Below are 18,530 nucleotides of genomic sequence, written 5' to 3' on the forward strand. Positions count from 1 at the left end.
CAAAGGTCGCATGGCTTTGAGCCGGAGACCTGCATCTGACCAACGTTATTCCACCGGCAGGGCTGACAGTGCCTTTCGCATTCCCTGGCGCATGTGATCAGTGAGATGGTCTAGCATAGCGCTCAAATCGTCTCCACAAGCCAATGCGACATACAGTTCATGCGCATCGCGCTGCGGGCCGGCTCTTTCGTGCGCCTGCTGGTGAATGGTAAAATAGAAGCTCAGATTGGGGCGCAGTTGGTTCCAGCTTTTTTGGAGTAGCGAATGTTCAGACAATTCGTAACACCAACTATGTAGAACAAGTTCCCGCTCAATTGCTTCATGAGGGTTGCAATTATCGTCCACGACGCTGGTCAGTCGATAGTTTCGCTCGTGAAGGTCGTCAAAGCTAGACTGAGTGCGCTTGTTCCAACATTCTTGAAACGCAAATTGCTCAAGTGTGAGCCGCATCGAATACAACTCTTCAACATCACGTCTGGTCACGCCGCGTACAAAAATGCCGGTGTATGGTTTGCTTACCAGAAGCCCGGTATCGACAAGCTCGCGAATGGCTTCCCGCAGAGGACCACGACTGATCCCCAGCGCTTTTGCCAAACCGGCCTCGGTTAGCCTCTCTCCTTTACTAAGCTGTCCGGAAACAATCAGCGATGTTAACTGATCGACAGCCTGTTCACGTAAGGTTCTGGAGCTCAAGGGTTTTAAGTCGCTCAGTGACATTCGTTTGACGTACTCTTATTGCCGGCAAATCAATGCAAATAGTGTCAGTAAGTTCAAATTAGCTCTTTGTTGACAATAAAACAATCAGAAGGCGCGCCCTTTGGTGATTTCGGGATGCGTCAATTCCCTTATGCTTGTCAGTAAAACCCTAAGGTTTGCGACACATCCTTGACCGGCCTGAAGACAATTGAGCTGGCAGGGGCCTAGCCCGCAGGTTTCGTTAAGGCCAGTGAACATACGAGCCGCGCAATCCGGCCGGTTAAATGACCTCCAGACGTGAGATTTCGATCCCTCTGAAATACTTGCAAATCATCGATTGTTCACAAACGACGCAACCGTCACTGAAGTTGAAGAATATCTGGTACGCAGAGCTTTCTCTGTGCAGGCATCTGATCTGCGCCGTCCGAGCGTTTCAACCGTTTCGGCCCGTCTTTGACCTTGATTTTCGGCTTGGCCAGCGGCCCCTTTGCCGTTACCGGCCAAGGGCTTCGCGAAAGGGGTTCTCCGATTTTGCGGGGCTGCAAATTAAGATCGAGCGCTTTGTTGTTCAGGTCCACCCCGCCAAAGATGACAACCTGCACCTGATCCGTTTCCAACGTGGTCTGTTTTGTTGAAATAGTTCCATTGGAAATACTCAGTGGCGCACGCAAACAAACGATTGGCGCCACTTTTTGTTTTTCTTTGGAAAACACCCAAGGCAGTAACCCAAGTCCCGCCAAATCCAGAAGCTGAGTTTCGACCGAGCCATCGCGCATGGAAACCGTAGCACTGCCGCTCATCGAGTTGGCAAAGTGCTTTGCTGATTCCGTCCCGCCGGTTACGTCAAAGTCAGCATAGATCGTTCCGCTTGCTCCCTTCTTGAAATTCAAATTGTGCAGTATGTCGTCCAACTGCCACCCTCCGGCTTTGCCAGAAATGGTTAGGGGATGCGCCTCATCCGACAGATCCATGAGACCGTTCACAGTGAAATGGCCGCCGCCATATTCGAAATTCAGGGGTCCGGCCTTCAATTCGTTTTCATTCAGCGTCAGTTCACTTTGCAGGACACTGATGCCCTTGGCACCTTCGATGTGTCGCAGATCGATATCGACGTCCATGTTCATTCCAGACAGAAGAATGGACCTCCCGATTGGTTTGAGCGTCACATCCCGCAGCGGACCCGGATCATCCTTGCCATCCGGTTCGGCAGTGTCATCGGCATTCTCGCTATCCGCCTCCGAATTGCCTAGCTTTCTCAGTTGAGCAGCCGCCAACACAATCTGGCGAATCTGATCTATTTTGATCAGATCACTTTCAACCTTCCCACGCAGCACGGGATCCGTCGTCGCATCATCAAGATCAGCTTTGATCTTCAAAACTGAATCCGCGACTGAAATCTCGGATTCGGCATTCCAATCCGTTCCTTCACTTACGAGGTTGATCGCAAAACTGGCTTTCCCTGTTTCGACCGGTTCCAGTGACAAGGCTTGCAAAAGCTCGGCGCCGGACGGGACTTCAACTTCAATACCCAAATCGAGATTTTCGAACTTGAGAACATTTTTGACGGTACCGTGCACTTCGAGGTTCCAGACATCCGTTTCGCTTGTCTTGCCATCCAGATTGGTAAGTGAAAGCTGATTGATGTCGCCGTTGAGATGAAAGTTACCTGAAAACCTGCCAAGCTTGTCATCTGGTCCCAACAGTTCTGGCGAGATCAGGCTGCTTGCGGGGATATCCAACAGCCCCTCTGCCGATATGCCTTGCAACTGCAAGGCATCGTCGACCGAGCCATTCAGTACGACAAACGGTTTCGCTGGATTTCCGATCCGCAAGTTGACATTCCCGACCCGTAGAGCACCTTCCGGCGTTCTGGATAGCTCGGAAAACTTGATCGGCGGTGGTCCTTCGCCCGAGGTATCCAGCGTAAAACCATTGGTCTTGATAACCATTTGCCGCTGAGGAACCTGACCCGGTACACTGTCCATAACCATATCGACGGCGACAAGCTTGAGATCGTATCGCGATTCTGCAGGAGCAGGCTCAGCGTCTTCAGGGTAAAGTCTGATACGGGTCGTCAGCGAAACATCGGCCGGGTTCCCCAACTCGCCGATCTGCCCGGTCAGATCCAGACTTTGCCCACCATCCAGCTCGACCTTGACGCCAAGGTCATCAATCCGGGCTACGCCGGCTGCAGTCTTGAACGTCGCACCTACATTCCCCGATCCCTCCAGCACACGGTTCAGCTTTAACACGTCAAGAAGTTGACCAAGCTCAGCGATTTCGACTGCTGTTCTTACTTCCAGTCCGGATTCCTGTTGGACCTGATTTGCGGTAATTGAAATCTGATCAAAATTCACGGTCACCTCAAATGGTTCACCGACCGGAAAAACTCCGTTCAACTCAAATTTCTCGCCGTTCAGCGTGCCCGTTCCAGCCACAGAAGCATCTTGGGCTTCACTACCACGCGCCAAAACCAGTTCAGGAAGCTGCAGATCGAAATCCAGTCCGTTCTGTGCACTCTGGTATAGGATTGATACGTCAGTCAGCTCAATTTTCCGGTCCATCAGAATGTCGGAGACAGAGGTGTCCCGGTGTTTGGCGGGTTTATCATTCTCTTCCCCGGACGTGGAAAAGGGCTGCCAAGAGGTTGTGCCATCTTCAGCGGTAATAAGGTTAAGATGAATGCCCGCCACGGATAGGTTGCTCAAAGACAACCTGCCATTCCATAAGTCTTTTGCCGAAACTTCGAACGCAAACCTGTCGATTTCTGCAAGGTTACTATCAGCAGCCGATGTACCGGGCAGGACCAACCCCGTAGCCGATACCCCCAACTTTCGACCCAGACTTACTCGTACTTCATTTTCAATTTCGACGGTTTGGCCCAGGCTTTTAGAAATCTGGCTTTCAACAAAAGCAGTCCTCATCGAAGAAAACAATGAGGATGATAGAACAAGCCAGGCGGCGACAATTACGACAAGTGCGATCGCACCACACAAAATTAAACCTCGTACGATGTATCGCACGCTCATCTCCCTTGTCGCCAATAACTAGCAGCATCCATTTAGCTTAATTCTACTATGCCAAAAAACCTGTTGGCGTGCTTGAGTCAATCGGCGTGTTTCGAAAACCAGCTCAACGCTGGGTATGAGCGAAGAGATGTGCCGTTAGCTTTGGAGCTTTATTGACCAGCATTCGTGACTTGACGTTTGGTCCCGCGGAACAGACTTAAACATGGTCTAATTAGAAGGCTGTCACTTCCCCAAGGATGTGGCTCTGTACGCTGTGTGCTTCTACCTGCGCACACAGTGTGCCATCGCGACCTGGAAGAAAACATGGCCGATAGAGGCATTTCCCAGCGCTACGACCTCAGGCTTTCGGCTATTTGCCGAAGTCGCTGGATAGGTGCACCAAAGCGAAGGCTAATCCCCTCCTTTCCAAAGTTTTGCAGCACAATCAATCTATGTGACTGACCTGGAACTTTGAAGCGGAACCTTTGTCAGTGTGTGACTTCTTTGAGACCCTCAATCTGCAAATCGAAACCCTCCTGAATGTGACGAGTGAATGTTTCCAAGGCTTCGGTCACGTCGCCCGTAGCAATCGCATCAACGAGCGTCAGATGGTTCCCAAGGGATTTTGAAATATCAACGTTTTCGATTGCCGAAAACAAGTGGAACGCCATGGCTTTGCCCCAAATCATATCGAACATGTCGATCAGAAATTTGTTGCCAGCCTCTACCATGAAGGCACGGTGAATGCGCCGGTTTGCGATAAAGTAGTCCCGTGTCGTTGGGTGAGTCAGATCTTCTTCCCGACGAATGAGCTCGCGCAGACGATCGAGCACCTCTGGTTCTGCATGAACAGCAAGAATCCGTGCAGCTTGCCCTTCGATCGCGGCTCGGGCCTGATACAATTGTCTAACCTCAGCCTGGTCCATGCGGGCCAGCCGAAATCCACCGCTTGCGGCAACTTCCAACACGCCTTCGGTTTCCAACCGCATAAGCGCCTCGCGCACGGGTGTGCGGCTGATGTTCAATTCGGCGGCCAATTTTTCCTGCACCAGCCGATCATCACCGGTAATCTCGCGACTCATGATGGCTTCGACCAATTGGTCATAGACCTCGTCAGCAAGGCGTCTACGTTGTGTTTTGATCTGTTTCAGAGCCACTCGGGGCCTCTCTTTCTGTTCTTTTCGAATTCTGTATTCAAAAAAGCAGCGGGTGCCAAGGCGAATGGGGTTGCTATTACCTGTGTACTGTATACAGTATACAGACGCGGATGAACAGGGAGCTCTTTATGTGTGGAATTGCTGGTAGAATACTGGCCGCGCCCGGGAAGGTTGGGGCGGATCTGGTTGACCTGATGGATGCGCAGGAACACCGCGGCGCCGATAGTACCGGATTTGCCGTTTACGGTTTGCCGCGGGAAACGGGGTACGTTCTGCGGGGAATGGGGTTCGACAAGTCGCGGCAGGATTCTGATCTGTCCGAGTTCGAGGCCGTTTTGCGTGAACACAACAGCAGCTTCCTTTCTGACCCCAAAGTTCTCACGGACCAAAACCGCCACTACTGCTTTCGGATGGAGATTTCGGATCCAGCAAATCTGCAAGCTTGGGTCGCGGACTCGGATGAGTTGACGGATCGTATCGAAATACAATCCTGCGGCCGCAGTCTTGAGATCATCAAGGATATCGGTGGCGCAGAGGCGGTGGCCGAAAAGCATGGTGTCCGCGATATGATTGGAACACACGGGCTGGGGCACGCGCGGCTGGCCACGGAAAGCTCGGTATTGCCCAACGCCTCTCATCCGTTTTGGGCGCGCCCGTTTTCGGATGTCGCGATCGTGCATAACGGGCAAATCACCGATTATTTCACCTGGCGCGATAAGCTGACCCGGATGGGCTATCGGTTCCTGACTGAGAATGACAGCGAGTTGATTGCCGTCTGGGTCAGCGACCAGATGAAGGCCGGGCTGACGATGGAGCAGGCGCTTAAGAAGTCGATCACTTCGATCGACGGCGTCTTTACCTACATGATTGCAACTCCGAACGGGATCGGTTTTGCCAAAGATCGATTTGCCATGAAGCCTCTGGTTGTCGTCAACCGCAGTGGCGATCTGGCAGCAGCGACCGAAGAGCAAGCGGTCCGCCGGGTGATGGCCGAGGAATGCGATGTGATCAACTATGACGGCCCGTCGTTGACTGGCATCTGGGGCGTCGGAAACCGGAGCTTGGCGGCATGAACAGGGTGGCAGCAAAGATGGATGAGATTGTCATCGAAGTTGGCAAGCGCCATATCCGCGAGGTGAACCGTGACATCATGGAGGCCTGTGCAACCGGCCGACCCATCCGTGTCGTGGACACCCTATCGCGCCATAACTTGGGTGTGGGATTGCCGGACAATGTGGATATCACCTTTGAGGGATCGGTTGGCTATTACTGCGGCGGTCTCAACACCGGTGCAAATATCTCAATCGAGCGTAACTGCGGCTGGGCGGTTGGTGAGGGCATGGCCAAGGGTCACATCACCGTCGGCGGTTATGCAGGTATGTCCTGTGGCGCTGCGATGATTGGCGGCACGATACATGTCAAAGGCGATGCGGGTCCACGGGTCGGCGTCGCGATGAAAGGCGGAAACATCGTTGTCGAAGGCAAGATCGGTTATCAGTCCGGCTTCATGGCACATTCCGGGCGCATCATCGCGCTTGGCGGGGCAGGGGAATCCTGCGCTGACGCGCTGTGGGAAGGCGAGGTCTGGGTAGCCGGAGAGGTCGATAGCCTGGGTGTGGATGTCGACGTAATCGAACCGACAGCTGAAGAAGTGGCCGAGGTCGATGCGATCCTCGACCCGCTCGGGCTGGTCGACAGTTCGCGAAATTGGCGCAAAATGGTTTCGGGCCAGCGTCTTTGGTATTTTGAAAGCAGGGACGCAAGCGCATGGCTCATGATCTGAGTAAACCTTACGAATATCCGTTCGACGTCGCCTCGGAAGAGGAAATCAGGTTCCGTGATGCAGGTGCGATCGACGGCCGCCCAGCCGGTGTGCCATCCTCTTACGATGAGGGAGGGTCGACCCGCTGGACACCCGAGGCGATCTCGGAAGTTCATGCGTTGGCGCAGCTCGGGCGCTATCAGGTGCGCGGGTACAATACGTTCAACAAGCAATTGCCGACCTTTGATGACCTAACGTTCGTCCCTGCAACGATGACTCGCCTACCTTTGGAAGGCTATCGCGAGAGTTGTGATACGACGACCGTTTTGGGCGGAGGGCGTGGTTTGGTAGAACGTCCGCTTGAATTGAAAATCCCGATCTATATTGCCTCGATGTCCTTCGGGGCCTTGTCGGCATCGGCAAAGGCATCGCTGGGTTATGGGGCCTCGAAAGTGGGGACCATGACCTGCACGGGTGAGGGTGGCATGCTGGAAGAGGAACGCGAAGCCTCCCAACGCCTGCTCTATCAGATGTCGCCCGCCCGATATGGAGTGGATCTGGACCATTTGCGCCGCGCGGATGCCTTGGAGCTGGTCGTGGGGCAGGGGGCGAAACCGGGAACCGGCGGACTGCTGCTGGGCATGAAAGTCAGCCCCCGGGTCAGCCAGATGCGAACATTGCCTGAAGGCGTCGATCAGCGGTCGACCATCCGCCACCCTGATTTCCTTGGTGCTGACGATTTGTCAGTGAAGATCGAAGAGCTGCGTATTGCCACCAACTATCAGGTCCCGATCTTCATCAAGATGGGCGCAACACGACCCCGGTTTGACGTGGCGGTTGCTGCCAAAGCGGGTGCAGATGTTGTGGTCGTTGATGGTGCCGAAGGTGGCACCGGTGCGTCTCCGGAGCTGTTGCTGAACCATACTGGTATCCCAACGATGAGCGCCATTCGTGCCGCGCGCGAAGCTTTGGATGAATGCGGCATGACCGGCAAGGTTTCCCTCGTGGCTGCTGGTGGCATTCGGTCCGGCGTGGATGCCGCGAAATGTTTGGCACTTGGCGCGGACGCTGTGATGATCGGAAATGCGGCCATGGTTGCCCTAGGATGCAACAGTCCACGTTATCTTGAGGATTACGCCGCCTTGGGAACTTCCCCCGGTGCGTGCCACCATTGTCACACGGGTCGTTGTCCGGTCGGCATTGCGACACAAGATGAAACCCTGGAAGCGCGGATGAACCCGCACGCCGGGGCGGAACGCATAGCGCGGTATCTGACGGCCATGACCATGGAGATAACGGCGCTGGCCAAGGCATGCGGCAAGTCTTCGGTTCATAATCTGGAAACCGAGGATCTGCGCGCGCTCAGCTTTGAAGCGTCGGCTTTTACCGGCGTGAAAATGGCCGGAATTGACAGGGCCTTTGACTGGTGAGGATATCGGTTCTTGAACTGACCAGCCACCCTTTGCCTTTGCTCGAAGGGGTGCCGCGAACCGCACATCAGATACAGGAGTGGATCGCTCCGCATCTGCCAGAGGCCGAGTTCGCGGTGGCTGGGATCGTCGATGGTGCACCACTTCCCGATCACAATGATTTTGACGGTGTCATCGTGGGCGGATCGGAATGTGGTGTTTATGATGACACCGAATGGATGCAGCCGCTTCGTGATTTTCTTGAACGGCTGCGGGATCACCGCAAACCTGTTTTCGGAATTTGTTTCGGGCACCAAATCATGGCCGACGTCTATGGTGGACGGTCCGAGAAGGCAGAGGTCGGCAATATTGTCGGTGCGCGTCCTTTCGACTTTGCAGGAGAGAGTGCTGATGCATTTGTCTGGCATCAGGATCAGGTGACACGCGTTCCGGACTCCGCTCGGGTCACGGGATCAGCAAGCCACTGCCCTGTGGGCGCGTTGGACTATGATTTTCCTGCACGGTCGGTGCAGTTTCATCCCGAATACAGGGCGGATCATTTGCGTGAACTTCTGAAACGGGTTCGAGAGGTTCTTTTGACGCCCGAAGAAGCGGACGCGAGTTTATCCACAGTCAACGCCGCAAAAGTTTCGGAAGATCTTGCCGCGCGCCAGGCGGTGGAGCTGTTCCGAGGTTCCTACGCCCTCGTGTGATACACCGCTAGACAAAGGTTCCTTGATCCTGATCAAGTCCGGTCAATCCCCCACATGTATACTGTATACACGGTAAGATGGGAGGTTGGGGAATGACAGGATACAAGGATTTCTTCGAGAAAATTGCACGGATCGTGAATGCACCGCGTGAAGGAAGTATCAGCGATCTGGAGTTGTCGGATCTCGGTCTGTCTCGGGCCGATCTGGCCATGTTGCGATCTGGTGCACCCAATGCGCGGGAACGTATTCTATCAATGGCTCGTCAGTTTGGCCTAAGCGTAGACGATCTTAATGCACATCCCGAGCTTGGCTTAGAGTTGGCTGAAAAATGTGGGCATTGCCGTCAGGCAAAGACCTGCCGTGACGCAATCCGATCAGGTGAGCGATTGCCGCAGGAAAAGTGCCCGAATTCCGGTCTTTATGCTGCGCTTTCCCAAAGCTAGCGACCGCTGGGGCTTTCTTTTGGGCTCAGCTTTCTACGCCCGGCGATCTTGAAGCGATCAGCCGTTCCAAAATCCTTCATCCCTACACCTGCGACAAACTCGGCAAAGACCGGTGCATGCTTGAACAGATGCCCAGAACACCCACCGGCGAACAGGACGTTCTCATGTTCAGGGTGCCAGTCGACAATAAAATGCGTGTCGGGTGTCAGGATAATCTGGTTGAATTTGGAATCCACCACCCGCTCACCTTCAAGGCCTGGAAGACGATGGCGGATGTAGCTGCGAGTGCGACCCAGCGTTTCCTTCCGAATTAGCCTTTCGTCATTGTCCAGATCAATCTTATCCGGAATGACGACTGCCGCCTTTACGCCCGAACCTTCGGACGAGGGCAAACCAAAAGAGCCCTGACCATGATCGATCCAGCAGGGCATCCGGCTCATGTCGAAATCCTCGGACCCATCGGGTGTCGACGTATAGAGGACGTTTACACCAACCACCGTCGATATCGGCTTGATCGATTTGGGGAACATATCCGCCATCCAGGGGCCGGTTGAGACAACGATGAGGTCCGACTCAAGCGGCTTTCCATCCAGCATTGGACGCTCTGAAGCATCGGTGGTCACGCGGCCACGCTGCACAGTCCCGCCCGCGCGGCGAAACAGTTCCAGCCCGGTCAAGACACAGCGGTGTGCCATCAGCATTCCGGCTTCGGGCTCGAACAGGGCGTATTCGATGTCAGGAACGCGAAACTGGGGGAATCGCGATTCGATATCTTGCCGTCCGAATTTGTAATAGGGTACGCCAACCCGGTCGAAAGTTTCGGCAGTGGCGTTTTCCCAATCACAATGGCCGCCTGTCGCCAGAATCAGTGCGCCGCATTCATACATAAGGTTCTGCCCGCTTTCAGCCTGAAGCTCCAGCCAGCGCAGGCGGCTTTCACGAGCCCACCGCGTATAGAACTCGTCGCGCCCCGAGATTGCACGGATCACACGGTTGTAATCTGTTGAAGATGCACGAGAATGTCCGGGTTCCCAACGATCAATCAGGGTCACCGTCTCGCCACGTCGTTGTAGTGTAAGCGCTGTCATGACGCCGACGATGCCGCCTCCGACAACAATGACCGAGCTCTTGGGCATGACGCAGATTTTCCTTGTTTATCGATTGGCTTTGTGAATACTGTATACAGAATACAGCAATTATAAAGCCAAAAAACAGGGAGCGCGCGCAAATGAGTTCGGGGTTTGATCTGCCCGAGGGCACACACACCGTCATACTTGGTGTTGGGGATCTCAACGGCATCATGCGTGGCAAGCGCATTCCGGCCAGTCACTGGGAGCACGTCTGCAAAAGCGGAAATGCGCTATCGATTGCACTGATGGCGATCGACATGACATGCGATGTCTGGGACACGCCCTATGTCAATTTCGACAATGGCTACCCCGATATGCACGTCTTCCCGATGACGCAACCTGTTGCCGTCCCGTGGGAGCCGGGCGTCGCCGTTTGCTTTGGACGTGCCGAGGGCATGGATCACAAGCCGGTGCCCATTGATCCAAGGCAGGCGCTGGTGCGTCAGGTTGAGCGTGCTCGCGAGATGGGTTTCGAGGTCAATGTAGGAACAGAATTGGAATTCTATCTTCTGGACCCGGAGACCGGGCAGCCGCGTGACAGTGGGATTCAGGTCTATGGCTTGGGACGGGCGGCGCGGATGGAGCACATCGTCGGCCCAATTCGTCAACAGATCAACGAATGCGGCATTCCGATCGAACAATCGAACCCGGAATATGCCGCCGGTCAGATTGAAGTGAATATTCGCTATGGCGAGGCGCTTGAAGCGGCCGATCGCGTCGTTTTGTTCAAATCACTGATCCGCCAATTGGGGATCGCACACGGGTATCTGGCGACCTTCATGCCAAAGCCGTTCTTTGATCAGTCAGGTAACGGGTTCCACACGCACTATTCGCTTTGGAAAGACGGAAAGAACGTCTTTGCAGACGGCGGCAAGATTAATGACACCGGCAAATCATTCATCGCCGGGCTACAGAAGCGCATGTGTGAAACGGCAATCTGCGGCAGTGGTACGGTCAATGGCTATCGCCGCCGCCAGCCCTATACGTTTTGCCCCATCAACGCGAGCTGGGGGTACGACAATCGCACCGTCGGCATTCGTGTCATCGAAGGTTCTGACACTGCCGTACGCGTTGAAAAGCGTGACGCCGGTGCGGATGCGAACCCCTACCTTCTGCTGGCTGCGGAAATCGCAGCGGGGCTGGACGGGATTGAAGAGGGGCTTAAACCTTCTGAGCCGACTATGGGCAACGCCTATGAAGACGGAATTGGCGATCCCATCCCTACTGACTTGTCAACTGCCATTGATCTGGCGCGAGGGTCAGAGTGGCTGCGTGATGTCATGGGAGAAATGACTTGGGAGCTGGTTCTGCAGCAGGCTGAGCGCGAACTTGAGTTCTTTAATCAACAGGTCACGCAGGTTGAGCTGGACCGCTACCTGAGGACTTTCTGATGCAATTGGGCAAGGTCACCGGGACCGTCACGGCCACGGCCAAAGACGCAAAACTGGTCGGTGCAAAACTGCTGGTGACAGATCTGGTCGACAGTAAAGGCAAGGTGATCGATCCGGCGCGGGTTTCTGTCGATACCTGCGGTGCCGGGGTCGGGGATACCGTTCTGGTGGTAAGCGGCTCGGCTGCGCGTATGGCGACAGGTCTGTCTTCGGCACCGGTTGACCTGGCAATCATCGCGATTGTGGACCGTGTGTCCACGACCTGAATCACATGACATCAAACAACTAAATTTCGTTGGAGGAACTGAAAATGGCGAAACCAGTGGCGGGGCAGATGGCCCTGGGCATGATCGAAACGCGCGGACTTGTCGGCGCGATCGAAGCAGCAGATGCAATGGTCAAGGCGGCCAGCGTGTCAATCGTAGGCCAGACAAAGGCTGGTGGTGGTCTGGTCACCACTCTTGTGCGGGGTGAAGTCGGCGCGGTCAAGGCGGCAACGGATGCGGGTGCCACAGCAGCAAACAAAGTCGGCGAAGTCGTATCCGTCCACGTGATCGCGCGCCCTCACGATGAGCTTGAGGCCATCATTGACGGCCTCGGCGCTGGCTCTGCGGCCTGATCCGCCCGCTTTAAGGAGGCGATATGTCTGCCGGTTTCGAGGAATTCACGCGTGCGGCTACACGTGGCGCGACCCGGGGTGCACCCGAACGACCCAAGCTCGACCGAATAGCGGTGCTGGGTGGCGGGGCCGATGCGCGCCTGTTGGCAGCGCTGTGTCTTGCCGAAGGGGCTGAGGTCACATTGTTTTCGGCCTATGGGGCTGAACTTTCGCTATTGGCCCAATCCTCAGGCATCTCGCTTCGGGGCGAGGGTCCGGTTGGGACCTATCAGGTTGATCGCGACGGGCCTTCTGTACGCACGACCGCTGAGCTGGATGCAGCGGTCCGCGACTCGCAGGTGATATTTCTGACCGGGCCAATTCACAAGCAGCGCACATATGCCATGGTTCTGGCCGATCATCTAAGCGATGGACAGATACTGGTTCTTGCACCGGGTCGATCACTGGGCGCCGTTGAAACAGCCTGGCTATTGCGGATCGGAGGCTGCACCGCAGACGTCACTCTGGTCGAAGTACAAGGACTGCCCTATTGGTTCCGTTCCGAGGGGGCAGCCTTGACGCTTACGCAGGCGGATCCGATGGCTGCGGCGACTTTGCCGCGCGGGCGCGAAGAGGTTCTTGATGGCTTGTCTACGTATCTTGGTAACGTTCAGGTCGTTGACTCGGTTTTGGCGTCCGGCTTCAACGATCTATCAGCCGCGGTTGAGATACCTGCGCTGATCCTCGGCGGGGCTGCAATGGGCTCTGGTGGTCCTGCTGTACCGATGGGAGGCGTACCGTTAGAGGCCAATCAGACCTTTGCGTCTTTGATCGGATCTGACCAGAAAGAAGTGATCCATGGCCTGGCGGATGAGCGGCGACGCATAGCGGCTGCCTTTGGAGTTCGCAATTTGCCGGATACGGAGCAATGGATTTCCACCTTTGCTGGTGCAGAACGCGGCCCGGGCGCACGTCCAATCCCGGGTCAGCAAACGTCTCGCGGATTGATGCGCGACGGGGTGTTGGGATCGCTTGTGCCTCTGGTTTCGGCCGGTGAGCTTGCAAGTATCCCATGCCCGCTAACGAACAGCTTGATTTCCATGTCTGACCGAATTTTGGGCGCCGACATTGCCGCCGCCGGACGACGCCTCGAAACCATTGGCGTTTCTGCGGGCGATGTAGATCAGGCCCGCCGTATCTTTGATACCATCGCCACCGGAGCTTCATGATGGATGCAGATCTGAAATCGATCGCTGCCGCCAGGCGCGCTGCAGATAGCGCTTTTGAAGCCTATCGCGCCTTTCTGGGCACTGACCCGGGGCAGGTAGACGCGATTGTGGACGCCATGGCACGCGCAATTGAACCGGAAGCCGAACGGTTGGGGCAAATGGCGGTTGAGGAAACCGGCTATGGCAATGTCCCGGACAAGCGGGTCAAAAACCTGTTCAACGCGCTGTCTGTCGCGGATTACCTGAGAGATGTGACAACGCTGGGTATGCTTTGGAGGGATGATGCCACAAAAATAGCAGCCTTCGGAGAACCGATGGGTGTCGTGGCGGCCCTGATACCGGTGACGAACCCGACGTCGACAATCATTTATAAAGTGCTTTCAGCGGTAAAGGCAGGCAACGCTATCGTGTGTGCACCACACCCACGCGGGGTGGAGTGCGGCATCGAAACCGTGCGCATCATGGCGCGGGTGGCCGAGCAGATGGGCGCTCCTAAAGGCCTCATCCAGTGTCTTGATTCAGTTACCATCCAGGGAACTGCTGAATTGATGAAACATCGCCGCACCTCGGTTGTGATGGCAACTGGTGGTCCGGCGATGGTCAAAGCGGCTTATTCCAGCGGCAAACCCACGCTTGCGGTCGGTGCGGGTAACGTACCGTGTTACGTTCACAAGTCCAAAGCGCGCGATCTGGCCGAAGTGGCCGAGATGATCGTGACTTCGAAAAGCTTCGACTACGGTACGGCTTGCGTCAGTGAACAGGCGGTTATTGCAGATCCCGAGATAGCGAGAGATCTACGCCACGAGCTCAAGTTGAAAGGTGCCTATTTCTGTACGCCTGCCGAGGCCAATCGTCTGGCCAAAGTGATTTTCAAGCGCAGGCAGGCAATGGACCCGGATAAAGTGGGGCAGAGCCCGCAGGCGCTGGCCGATGCTGCAGGTTTTGCAATCCCGCCGCGCACCCGGTGCCTCGTTTCAGAAGAAACCGAAGTTGGCTGGCAGCGCCCGCTGTCTGCCGAAAAGCTGAACCCCGTTCTAGCGTTCTATGAAGCGAAGTCCTCGGACCATGGGATTGAGCTTGCACAATCTATCGCCAAATTCGAAGGCTGGGGTCATTCTTCAGTCATTCACTCGGACGACCCAGAGGTTGTGGCCCGCTTCGCCACGGTTCCCACTGGTCGGGTACTGGTGAATACACCGGGCATTATGGGCGGCATGGGGTATTCCACGGATCTTGAGCCGTCCTTCATGTTGGGCACTGGCACGTGGTCGGGATCGATCACGTCGGACAACGTGACGGCCCTGCATCTCATCAACATCAAACGGGTCGCTTATGAAAGCAGACCCTGGCGCGACATTTACGAGGAGTATGGCGCATGAGCGAGATTACGATCCGGGCGCTGATGCAGATCGATAACCTTCAACCGAAATTCGCCGCCTATAATGGTGCTACGGTGCAGGGATCGGTTCCATTGTCGGGGGATACGGTTCTGATTGGGGAATTCGCTCCGGGTAATGGGGTGTTTTCGTTGATCGACCGGGCGCTCAAGGCGTCCTCGGTTGAGGCGACAACGCAGATGGTCGAGCGTGAGTTCGGTTTCTTCATCCTCCGGTCCCCGTCGAATGCCGAAGTGTCCGCCGCGCGCGATGCGATGCTGGCCGAGCTGGGTGCCACGATGTCTGACCGATTGAAGCCGTCGATCAGTTCCACACAGATCATTACCAGCGTCGAACCCTATCAGGCGCAGTTGCTGAATAAATGGCGCAAAGGGGCGCTGATCGTTCCGGGGCAGACGTTGGGCATCGTGGAGTGTGCTCCGGCTGCTTACATCTCAATTGCCGCGAATGAGGCCGAGAAGGCGGCAGAGATCGACATCGTCGAAGTGCGCGCCGTGGGGCGTTTTGGTCGCCTGTTCATCTCGGGATCGGAAAATTCGGTCAAAACCGCGGTCGAGGCCGCGACGCGCGCGATCGAAGCTGTGGACGGGCAAGCCGGCTGATGGCGGCACCGCGTGTCATAGGCTCGGACGCAGTCGAGGACGCCCGCCGTCGCGGCAGGATCGTGCTTGAAATATTGCCCGACGACATCGTGACCGCTTTGGCTCGCGAAACGGCTGAACGTGTTGGCATTACATTGGTCGACGGACCTCTGGAAAAACCGCAGTCGCCGCGTACTGATGCTGCCGTCTCGATGCAGCGGGTGTTGTATCGCCGTTCGCCTAAATGGGTTGCACCGGTGCGTGCGAAGCGCAAAGCCCGCAGGCTGGGTAAGCTTGCCTTGATCGGGGCCGGAGGAGTTGGAGGCAATGTGGCGCATCTAGCGGCGATGCAGGATATCGCGGATGAGATTGCGCTGATCGACATTGCTCCGGGAATGGCTGCTGCAACAGCATTGGATCTGAACCACACCTCAGGCATCACCGGTGCACGTGCGCGGTGCGTGGGTGGCGAGTCGCTGGATCTTGTGGCGGGGGCCGAGGTGGTTGTGGTAACCGCAGGCCGCGCCCGACGCCCGGGTATGAGCCGCGCGGATCTGATCGACGTGAATGCGCGCGTGATCCGTCAGGCAGCCGAGGCCATTCGGTCTGCTGCGCCAAATGCTATCGTCATCGTAGTGACCAACCCGCTTGATGAAATGACTGTCGAAATGCTGCGCGCCACCGGGTTCCCACGTGAACAGGTGCTTGGAATGGCGGGAACGCTGGACAGCAGCCGGTTTCGCAATGCCCTTGCCATGGCAGCCGGTGTTGTCCCTGCCGATGTCGAAGCTTTTACCCTTGGTAGCCATGGAGACGAGATGGCACCGATCCCCAGCCGCGCGAGAATAAAGGGCAGGACATTGGATGTGTTTCTGTCGCCCGACCAGATTGAGGCCTGTGTTCAGGACGCGGTGACCGGCGGCGGACAGGTCGTTGCCCTCAAGAAATCGGGTTCTGCGACCATCGCGCCGGCGCATGCATCGATCGAGTTGATCGACCATATCCGGGGTGCACGCACTGGCCCGGTTCCGGTTTCGGTCATGTTACAGGGGGAATACGGCATCGATGGCGTGGTGCTTGGCGTTCCTGCACATCTCGGATCCAGCGGGTTGGTCGAGGTTGAAGAACTGCGGCTGACCGAGCAGGAACAAGCAGCGTTGCAGAAGGCGGCGGATGCCATTCGGTCGAGGTTGGGCCTGTGACCCTGCGCACCTGGAAGTCAGGCGGACGGTTCGAGGAAGTGGCGTCTTATTCCCGCGCAAAACGCATTGGCCCGTTCGTCTGGGTTGCCGGAACCACGGCCATCGAACCCAGCGGGCGGATTCACGCGCCCGGAGATGTTGAAGCCCAGACAAGCTATATCCTGTCGCGCATAGAAGAGGCGCTTCTAGCCGTTGGGGCCGAGTTGCGACATGTCGGTCGGGTCCGCGCCTATCTGACCGATCTGTCGCGCGCAGGCGAATTCGCGCGCGTTCACGGAGCAGTTTTTAAGGATATCGACCCGGTTCTGACTGCTGTTCAAGCGGGGCTGACGCAGCCTGGTTTGATGGTGGAAATCGATGTTGACGCGGTAATTCACGACGAAAACGGCGAAATCAGCGGAATCTAAACATGAGTCACCAAGAAAGGATTTGATCGAACTATCATCTTGTGTACTGTATACAGAATACAAGAAAGGCATAATGAGACACAGGGAGCTAATGTGATGATCAAGACAGCGCTACTCAGCGGAACATGCATCGCGCTCATGGCCTCGGCGGCCGCAGCGGAAATCAAGGTTGGATTTATCGGATCTCTTTCTTCGGATACCGGGCTATCGACCCTGCGCGGCGCCGAGATTGCGATCGAAGAACTCAATGCAAATGGCGGGGTGATGGGGGAACAGATCACCTTGGTCTCTGCCGATACCGGTCAGGACCCGACCGAAGGTGTGCGGGCCTATGAGTATCTGGCCGAAACCGAAGAAGTGGATTTCATCATCTCGGGTTCTATCGATGATGTCTCGTTGGGCTGGCTTCCACGGATGCAGGAGTACCGGATACCAACTCTGGACACATGGACATCCTATATCGGTATCATTGACATGGTGGTCGAGGACCCCGAAGGCATGGCGCCTTACTTCATGAACATCGCGTCGGATGAGGCACTTGCCACACTCTATATCAATTTCGGCGCGGACGTTCTGAAGGAAAAGATGGGGTGGGAATCCGTTGTTATTCTGGCCGAAGATACAGCGTTTGGCGAAGCAATCACCGGATTGGTGACCGAGGCGCTTGCTCCGGTTGCGGGGATCGAGGTCAAGGACATCATCACCTATGACGTTGCCACTGTCGACTTTGCACCGATCTTTAGCCGGGCGCAGGATACCGGGGCGGATTTCATCTATCAGGTCTCGTCCGTGAATTCGCAGGTGGTATCGTCGCAATATGTGAAACTACAAGTGCCGATGGCGATGACGGGCGTGAACGTATCCGCATTGGGCATGGAGTATTGGGAAGACACTGGCGGAGCCGGTGGCGGCATCTCAACCCTGTCACCAATCCCGTCCGTAGGTTTCAAACTTGACCCGGCCAGCAAGGCCTTTGTCGACACCTATCAGGCCAAATATGACAGCCGCCCATTGCTGCCGCATTTCAACGGATTCAACGCCTATCACGGTCTGAAACAGGCCATGGCCGCTGCGGAAGAGGCGGGTGGTTTCGACAATGTCGAAGGCTGGGCCGATGCGATGAAAAAACAGGACCTCGTTCTGGAAATGGATGGTCAGCTGTGGCTGCGCTATGCATTCTGGGGCGATGATGAGGTCGAACCGGTAACAGGCCGCACATACCCACACAATATCCGCTTTGATCTGTCGGAACCGTTCGATGATGCGGCGCCGTCAATGGTCGTGGTTCAGTGGTACGAAGATGGAACTGCCGCCGTTGTGTATCCCGAAAAATACGCGACAGGTGAATTCACCCTGCCCAGCTGGGTGAAGCAGTAATCCGGTCGCGCCGTTAGCTTGAAACGGGTG

At 55.9% G+C, this 18,530-nt stretch carries 19 protein-coding genes; 15 read left to right on the forward strand and 4 right to left on the reverse strand.

What is annotated here, in order from left to right; all coding sequences use genetic code 11:
* Positions 1-45: 45 nt before the first annotated feature.
* A complete protein-coding gene (locus ACR0NA_RS17980) occupies positions 46-717 on the reverse strand; it encodes a GntR family transcriptional regulator (protein ID WP_480731283.1) in 672 nt (223 codons plus the stop codon).
* Between the two features lie 338 nt (positions 718-1,055).
* Positions 1,056-3,260, reverse strand: coding sequence for an AsmA family protein (locus ACR0NA_RS17985; protein WP_480731286.1), 2,205 nt, complete (start codon positions 3,258-3,260; stop codon positions 1,056-1,058).
* Positions 3,261-3,378: 118 nt separating this feature from the next.
* Here ACR0NA_RS17985 and ACR0NA_RS17990 point away from each other — a divergent pair, with 118 nt between their 5' ends.
* Complete coding sequence (locus ACR0NA_RS17990; RefSeq protein WP_480731289.1) at positions 3,379-3,747, forward strand: hypothetical protein; 369 nt, start codon at positions 3,379-3,381, stop codon at positions 3,745-3,747.
* Between the two features lie 445 nt (positions 3,748-4,192).
* On the opposite strand, the gene ACR0NA_RS17995 is transcribed toward ACR0NA_RS17990, so the two are convergent.
* Positions 4,193-4,861, reverse strand: a complete 669-nt coding sequence (locus ACR0NA_RS17995; protein WP_170653148.1) for a GntR family transcriptional regulator — start codon at positions 4,859-4,861, stop codon at positions 4,193-4,195.
* Positions 4,862-4,989: 128 nt separating this feature from the next.
* On the opposite strand from ACR0NA_RS17995, the gene ACR0NA_RS18000 reads away from it, so the two are divergent.
* The 5 genes from ACR0NA_RS18000 to ACR0NA_RS18020 all read left to right on the forward strand — a co-directional run bounded on the left by ACR0NA_RS18000 (position 4,990) and on the right by ACR0NA_RS18020 (position 9,188).
* The gene (locus ACR0NA_RS18000; RefSeq protein ID WP_480731293.1) at positions 4,990-5,934 is read left to right on the forward strand and encodes a class II glutamine amidotransferase domain-containing protein; all 945 of its coding nucleotides are present in this window, start codon (positions 4,990-4,992) and stop codon (positions 5,932-5,934) included.
* Positions 5,931-6,644, forward strand: a complete 714-nt coding sequence (locus ACR0NA_RS18005) for a GltB/FmdC/FwdC-like GXGXG domain-containing protein (RefSeq protein ID WP_480731295.1) — start codon at positions 5,931-5,933, stop codon at positions 6,642-6,644. The genes ACR0NA_RS18000 and ACR0NA_RS18005 overlap by 4 nt, the downstream gene beginning before the upstream one ends.
* A complete protein-coding gene (locus ACR0NA_RS18010) occupies positions 6,629-8,053 on the forward strand; it encodes an FMN-binding glutamate synthase family protein (protein ID WP_170653143.1) in 1,425 nt (474 codons plus the stop codon). The genes ACR0NA_RS18005 and ACR0NA_RS18010 overlap by 16 nt, the downstream gene beginning before the upstream one ends.
* Positions 8,050-8,745, forward strand: a complete 696-nt coding sequence (locus ACR0NA_RS18015) for a type 1 glutamine amidotransferase (protein ID WP_480731297.1) — start codon at positions 8,050-8,052, stop codon at positions 8,743-8,745. Before ACR0NA_RS18010 ends, ACR0NA_RS18015 begins: the two co-directional genes overlap by 4 nt.
* 92 nt (positions 8,746-8,837) lie before the next feature.
* Positions 8,838-9,188: a hypothetical protein gene (locus tag ACR0NA_RS18020; protein WP_480450211.1), complete on the forward strand. Its 351-nt coding sequence runs from the start codon at positions 8,838-8,840 to the stop codon at positions 9,186-9,188.
* On the opposite strand, the gene ACR0NA_RS18025 is transcribed toward ACR0NA_RS18020, so the two are convergent.
* On the reverse strand, positions 9,185-10,324 hold the full coding sequence (locus tag ACR0NA_RS18025; RefSeq protein ID WP_480731300.1) for an FAD-dependent oxidoreductase: 1,140 nt from the start codon (positions 10,322-10,324) through the stop codon (positions 9,185-9,187). The two genes, ACR0NA_RS18020 and ACR0NA_RS18025, sit on opposite strands and share 4 nt — an antisense overlap.
* 92 nt (positions 10,325-10,416) lie before the next feature.
* Here ACR0NA_RS18025 and ACR0NA_RS18030 point away from each other — a divergent pair, with 92 nt between their 5' ends.
* The 9 genes from ACR0NA_RS18030 to ACR0NA_RS18070 all read left to right on the forward strand — a co-directional run bounded on the left by ACR0NA_RS18030 (position 10,417) and on the right by ACR0NA_RS18070 (position 18,500).
* Entirely contained in the window at positions 10,417-11,709 is a 1,293-nt protein-coding gene (locus ACR0NA_RS18030) for a glutamine synthetase family protein (protein WP_480731302.1), read from the forward strand.
* Positions 11,709-11,975: a EutN/CcmL family microcompartment protein gene (locus tag ACR0NA_RS18035; RefSeq protein ID WP_480731306.1), complete on the forward strand. Its 267-nt coding sequence runs from the start codon at positions 11,709-11,711 to the stop codon at positions 11,973-11,975. Before ACR0NA_RS18030 ends, ACR0NA_RS18035 begins: the two co-directional genes overlap by 1 nt.
* Before the next feature lie 44 nt (positions 11,976-12,019).
* Positions 12,020-12,328: a BMC domain-containing protein gene (locus tag ACR0NA_RS18040; protein ID WP_170653132.1), complete on the forward strand. Its 309-nt coding sequence runs from the start codon at positions 12,020-12,022 to the stop codon at positions 12,326-12,328.
* Between the two features lie 23 nt (positions 12,329-12,351).
* Positions 12,352-13,536 carry a hypothetical protein gene (locus ACR0NA_RS18045; RefSeq protein ID WP_480731308.1) on the forward strand — a complete coding sequence of 395 codons (1,185 nt, stop codon included), beginning with the start codon at positions 12,352-12,354 and terminating at the stop codon, positions 13,534-13,536.
* On the forward strand, positions 13,536-14,915 hold the full coding sequence (locus ACR0NA_RS18050) for an aldehyde dehydrogenase family protein (RefSeq protein ID WP_480731309.1): 1,380 nt from the start codon (positions 13,536-13,538) through the stop codon (positions 14,913-14,915). The genes ACR0NA_RS18045 and ACR0NA_RS18050 overlap by 1 nt, the downstream gene beginning before the upstream one ends.
* Entirely contained in the window at positions 14,912-15,535 is a 624-nt protein-coding gene (locus ACR0NA_RS18055) for a BMC domain-containing protein (protein WP_170653126.1), read from the forward strand. The genes ACR0NA_RS18050 and ACR0NA_RS18055 overlap by 4 nt, the downstream gene beginning before the upstream one ends.
* Positions 15,535-16,716 carry a malate dehydrogenase gene (locus ACR0NA_RS18060; RefSeq protein WP_480731312.1) on the forward strand — a complete coding sequence of 394 codons (1,182 nt, stop codon included), beginning with the start codon at positions 15,535-15,537 and terminating at the stop codon, positions 16,714-16,716. The genes ACR0NA_RS18055 and ACR0NA_RS18060 overlap by 1 nt, the downstream gene beginning before the upstream one ends.
* Positions 16,713-17,123 (forward strand): Rid family hydrolase, encoded by a 411-nt coding sequence (locus ACR0NA_RS18065; RefSeq protein ID WP_170653122.1) that lies wholly within the window; start codon positions 16,713-16,715, stop codon positions 17,121-17,123. Before ACR0NA_RS18060 ends, ACR0NA_RS18065 begins: the two co-directional genes overlap by 4 nt.
* A 96-nt stretch (positions 17,124-17,219) precedes the next feature.
* On the forward strand, positions 17,220-18,500 hold the full coding sequence (locus ACR0NA_RS18070) for an ABC transporter substrate-binding protein (RefSeq protein WP_480450219.1): 1,281 nt from the start codon (positions 17,220-17,222) through the stop codon (positions 18,498-18,500).
* The last annotated feature ends 30 nt before the right edge of the window (positions 18,501-18,530 follow it).

This window comes from Ruegeria sp. C11 (assembly GCF_056537725.1).